Annotated in this window: 5 protein-coding genes; 2 read left to right on the top strand and 3 right to left on the bottom strand. The window is 68.0% G+C overall.

The window, feature by feature from the left end; genetic code table 11:
- Positions 1–1303 (top strand): sensor histidine kinase (locus G3N93_RS34535; protein WP_206134978.1); only part of this gene is annotated, 1303 nt, incomplete at its 5' end.
- Positions 1304–1389: 86 nt separating this feature from the next.
- Here the strand turns inward: G3N93_RS34535 and G3N93_RS34530 are convergent.
- Complete coding sequence (locus G3N93_RS34530; RefSeq protein WP_241026824.1) at positions 1390–1581, bottom strand: hypothetical protein; 192 nt, start codon at positions 1579–1581, stop codon at positions 1390–1392.
- A 230-nt stretch (positions 1582–1811) separates the two neighbouring features.
- On the opposite strand from G3N93_RS34530, the gene G3N93_RS34525 reads away from it, so the two are divergent.
- Complete coding sequence (locus G3N93_RS34525) at positions 1812–2492, top strand: hypothetical protein (RefSeq protein WP_206124599.1); 681 nt, start codon at positions 1812–1814, stop codon at positions 2490–2492.
- Between the two features lie 12 nt (positions 2493–2504).
- On the opposite strand, the gene G3N93_RS34520 is transcribed toward G3N93_RS34525, so the two are convergent.
- Positions 2505–3815, bottom strand: coding sequence for an MFS transporter (locus tag G3N93_RS34520; RefSeq protein WP_206134977.1), 1311 nt, complete (start codon positions 3813–3815; stop codon positions 2505–2507).
- 121 nt (positions 3816–3936) lie between these two features.
- The coding region (locus G3N93_RS34515) for an ABC transporter substrate-binding protein (protein WP_206134976.1) at positions 3937–4944 on the bottom strand (1008 nt) is incomplete at its 5' end.

Genomic DNA, 4944 nt, shown 5'->3' with positions numbered 1-4944 from the left:
CCCGATCCCTGCCCCGCAGCGCCGCGCGGCGATTCCCATCGTGCTGTGCATCGCGGCCGCGGTCGGCGCGACGGTCGCGCTCGCGCTGCTCGCGACGGCCGGCCACGACCTGCTGCCGCGCATCATGAACGGCAACCGGATGGCCGCGACGATGACGAACGCGATCACGATCGTCTGGGGGCTGAACCTGGTCGCGCTGATGCTGATGTGGCAGCGGCGGCGACGCCATTCCGTGCTCGACCTGTGGGTGATGACGGTGCTCGTCGCGTGGCTGTTCGACATCGCGCTGTCGTCGATGCTCAACCACGGGCGCTATGACCTCGGCTTCTACGCGGGGCGTGCGTACGGCCTCGTCGCATCCGGCGTCGTGCTGTTCGCGATGCTGTTCGAGAACGGCCGGCTGCATGCGCAGACGGTGCGCGCGCTGGCCGGCGCGCGCTACCAGCATCTGCTCGTCGTGCAGAAGAGCGCGCAGCTGAACGACGCGAACGAACGGCTCGAACAGCGTGTCGCCGCGCGCACCGCGCAACTGAGCGCGTCGAACCGCGACCTGCGACGCGAAGTCGAGGATCGCGTGCGCGCGGAGCGGGCGCTGCAGGCGTCGCGCGAGGAGCTGCGCGAGATCGCCGCGATCAGCGCGAGCGCACGCGAGGCCGAGCAGCGCCGCATCGCACGCGAACTGCACGACGAACTCGCGCAGACGCTCGCGACGCTGAAGAACGATCTGGAATGGCTGATCGACCGCGTGCCGCAGGACGATGCGTTGCTGGCGCGCAAGATCGCGGCGATGCACGCGCTGGCGCGCGGCGCGGTGGCCGCGACGCGCCGCATCGCGTCGGACCTGCGCCCGCTGATGCTCGACGATCTCGGCTTCGCCGCGGCAATGCAATGGCTCGTGGAGGATTTCCGGCATCGGCACGGCATCGAATGCGCGCTGCATGTCGACCCGCCCGAGCTGCAGCTCGACGAGCCTTACGCGACCGCCGTGTTCCGCATCGCGCAGGAAGCGCTCGCGAACGTCGCGCGGCACGCGGCCGCGTCGCATGCGACCGTCGAACTCGTGCATGCGAACCATGCGATCGAGTTGACGATTCGCGACGACGGCGCGGGCTTCGATCCCGGCGTGCCGCGCAAGTCGGGATCGTTCGGGCTGGTCGGGTTACGCGAGCGTGCGTACCTCGTCGGCGGCACGCTGCGGATCGCGACGACGCTCGGCGAAGGGACGACGGTCGAGGTGGAGATTCCGCTGTCGCCTGCGCAGGTGACGGTCGCGCATGGCGGAGTTGGGGGTTCGCGCGGGTAGATACCCCGTGACGGCGATGATGCCGGCGGGCGCCGAACAGCGACGATCGCTGCCTGCCCGGTAACGTATGCCCCTGATCCGCCGATTCAATCGACGGCCTTCGTCGCGCGCGCCGCTTCCAGCATGCGCTCAAGTTCCGCAAGGACGTGCGCGGCATCGATGTATTCACCGGTCCGCCGCGCCTCGCCGCGTGATGCCAGGCCTCGCGCGACAAACTCGCGCTGCATGCGTCGGCGCGAAATGTCGTCGCCCAACCTACCCATCGTCGTCGTTTTCATTGCCCACGCCATGCGCCATACCTGCGACGCATCGTAACGCATCGGCAGGATGCACAAAGTGCCAGCTTGCCGACCACGACGCATTCGCTGCATGGTCGTGCGCGGCCGCCGGCCGGCCCAAGGCGACATTGCCCGCATGATCCGCTTCGGCACAACGCTACAATTTGTCACTGTCCCGCCTCGCTCTCGCGCCGAGGCGTCGACCATCCGGACCTCGCGCCTCCACCACGATGAAATCCGTCCTGAGCTATCCACTCTTCTTTCTCGCCGCCCTGGCCGGCTGGCTGGCCGTATCGCTGCTGTGCTGGCCCGTCCTGCTCGCGCTGCAGGCCCTGACGACGGCCGTGTTCATCCCGCATCCGGCGGGCAGCTACATCGGTCTCGGGTTCGTGTCGACCGCGCGGCTCCTGGATTTTCCGACGAGCTTCGTCGGCGCGTTTTCGGTGCCGTTCATGAACGTGCCGCTCGGGTTCATCGCGATCGCCTGGTGGTTCGGCACCGCGCTCATCATGCAGCCCACTTACGCGCGCTACCGCGTCATGGTGCGCGGCCGCCCGTCGGCGCGGGCCGTCCTGTGGCGCGGCGCCCGCTCGTGGCTGATCTTCACGACGGTGCTCCTTCTCATCGCGACGCCCTTCCTTCGGCGCTACGAGATCGTCACACCGGATCACCTCTACGTGCGGCACCTGTTCGACTGGCACGAGCGCGCGTATCCGCTTGCATCATTGAAGGAGATTCACGTGGACGATCCGGGCACCAGCCGCGGCATCGTCACATGGGACTTCATCTTCGACGGCGACAACCGCTTCACGACGACCGCTCCCGACATCCACGCGCTCAAGTACCTGCTGTCGAACACGCACGCGACAGCCAACTTCGCGTTCGTCGGAAACCAGTTGATGAAGCGGTAACGCCGCACGCCGTCACGCCCGCGCCGCCACCATCCCCCGCTCCGACCGCGTCCACGCGACCAGCGCGCCGATCCCGAGCAGCGCAAGACACACGATCGGCACGATCATCGGCCCGAACGCGGTGCCCGTGACCTTGCCGGCAAACGGCATCAGGTTCTGGCTGAAGAAGCCGCCGAGGTTGCCGATCGAGTTGATCGCCGCGACGCTCGCCGCCGCCCGCGCGCCGGTGAAGTAACGCGGCGGCATCGACCAGAAGCACGGATACAGCAGCGGGATGCATGCGCCGCCCAACACGAGTGCGATGAAACGCAGCGGCGTCGACGGCAGCACGAGACTCAGCAGGAAGCCGAGCGCGCCAAGCGCGGCAACGATCGCGATCGTGCGCAGGATGCTCTTCGCGCGGCGCAGCTTCCCCGGCAGCCACACCAGCAGCAGCACCGCGAGCGCCCACGGCAGCATGCTCAGGACGCCGTTCGTCGTGCTCGACACGCCGAACGACTTCACGAGCGTCGGCAGCCAGTACGTTACGCCATACAGCGACGTCGACATCAGCATGTAGGTCGCCGCGAACAGCATCACGCGCGGATCGAGCAGCGCCTTCCACGGCTGGCCGTGTTCGGCCTGCGCGGGCTTCTCGCGTTCGAGCGCGGCCTCGACGATCTGCTTCTCGCGGTCGCCGAGGAAACGTGCGTCGCGCACCGATGCGGGCAGCACGCGGAACACGACGATTGCAACGATCACCGCCGGGATGCCCGTCGCCACGAACACCCACTGCCAGCCCGCGAGCCCCCACACGCCGTTCAGGCTCAGCAGCACGCCGCCGACCAGCGAGCCGAGCATGTTCGCGAGCGCGCTGCCGAGCGTGAAGATGCCGAGCACCTTCGCGCGATAGCTTTGCGGGAACCACAGCGTCAGGTAGTAGATCACGCCCGGATAGAAACCGGCCTCGGCGATGCCGAGCACGAAGCGCAGCGCGCAGAATGCGGGCATCGACGTCGTGAAGCCCATCAGCACGGTGATGAGCCCCCACGTCAGCATGATCCGCGCGAGCCAGACGCGCGCGCCGTAGCGATGCAGCGCGAGCGTGCTCGGCACCTCGAACAGCAGGTAGCCGATGAAGAACAGCGACGACGCGAGCCCGAACGCGGCTTCCGTCATCCCGAGGCTGTGCACCATCTGCAGCTTCGCGAAGCCGACGTTCTGCCGGTCGATGAACGCGATCAGGAACATCACGACGAGGATGGGCAGCAGGCGCCGCGCCATCTTCGACATGATGCGCTGTTCTTCGGCGGACGCGGGGTCCAGGGTGTCGGTAGCGTTCACTTCAGGCTCCTTGCGTGAATCGGTTGCATAGCGGTTGCAAAGCAGTTGCATTTCGGATGAATCGGCGCCGCGCGCGACGAGCGCACGGCGCGAGGTATTTCGATGAAAGGGAGCGGCGGTATCAGCCCGACCGGTACGCGTCGAGCATCGGCGCGAACATCTCGTGCCACGCACGCGGCTTCGCCTTGATCGTGCCGGCCAGGTACAGGAATTCGACGTAGTCCATCAGCTGGTTCGGCAGCACCGAGAAGCGCGTGTCGGGTGCGGCGAGCATCTGCATCACGTCGTCGTGCGACATGCCGACGCCCGACGACGCCGCAAAGAGCGCCGCCGCCGCGCGCGGGTCCTGCGCGATCAGGCGGTTCGCTTCGTCGAGTGCGCCGAGAAAAGCGACGGCCAGCGCGGGCTCGGTATCGACGAGCCGCTTCGGCGCGAATACGACGTCGTGCGTCATCGGGCCGAGCACGTCGACCGAATTCACGACGCGGTGGATGCCCGGCTGCCGCAGCTCCAGCGTCGAGAACGGCGGCGACGTGAAATGCGCGGTGACGCCGTTCTCGCGGCGAATCAGCGCCTGCATCGCCTGCGGATGCGGCAGGCTCACGGTGATCGAATCGAGCTGTGCGAAATGCGCGGGGCCGAGCTGCTTGCTCGCGACCATCTGCAGCACCACCGCCGACAGCGACGTGCGGATGCCCGGCACCGCGATCCGGTCGGACGGCGTGAAGTCGCGCAGCGACGTGAGGCCCGGCCGGTTTGCGTTCAGCGACAGCGACGAGGTCGACAGCCCGCTGATGCCGATCACCTCGACATTTGGAATGCCGCGCGCCCGCGCCCACAGCTCGATGAAACCCGGCGCACCGGCGCCCGCGAAGTCGAGCGTGCCGGCCATCATCGCGTCGTTGACGGAATTGCCGCCGTCGAGCAGCACCCAGTCGACCACGACGTCGCGCACGCCGTGGCGCGCCGCGTGCCGCTCGAACAGCCGCTGCTTCTCCATCACGAGCAGCGGCAGGTACAGCACGCCATAGCCTTTCGAGATTCGCACCGTGCGCGGCTTCGCGCGCACCAGCGACGGCGCGGCCAGCACGCCGAGCCCGGCGGCGATCAATGCGCGGCGGCGCGGCGA

This window comes from Burkholderia sp. Se-20378 (assembly GCF_017104665.1).
Lineage (GTDB): Bacteria > Pseudomonadota > Gammaproteobacteria > Burkholderiales > Burkholderiaceae > Burkholderia > Burkholderia lata.
The sequence above is the reverse complement of the archived record's forward strand: the minus strand, read 5'-3'. Positions and strand labels throughout refer to the sequence as shown.

Excerpts from the sequence above, each read along its gene's own strand:
- G3N93_RS34530 (WP_241026824.1), bottom strand. The coding sequence starts at position 1,581 with ATGAAAACGACGACGATGGGTAGGTTGGGCGACGACATTTCGCGCCGA.
- G3N93_RS34525 (WP_206124599.1), top strand. The coding sequence starts at position 1,812 with ATGAAATCCGTCCTGAGCTATCCACTCTTCTTTCTCGCCGCCCTGGCC.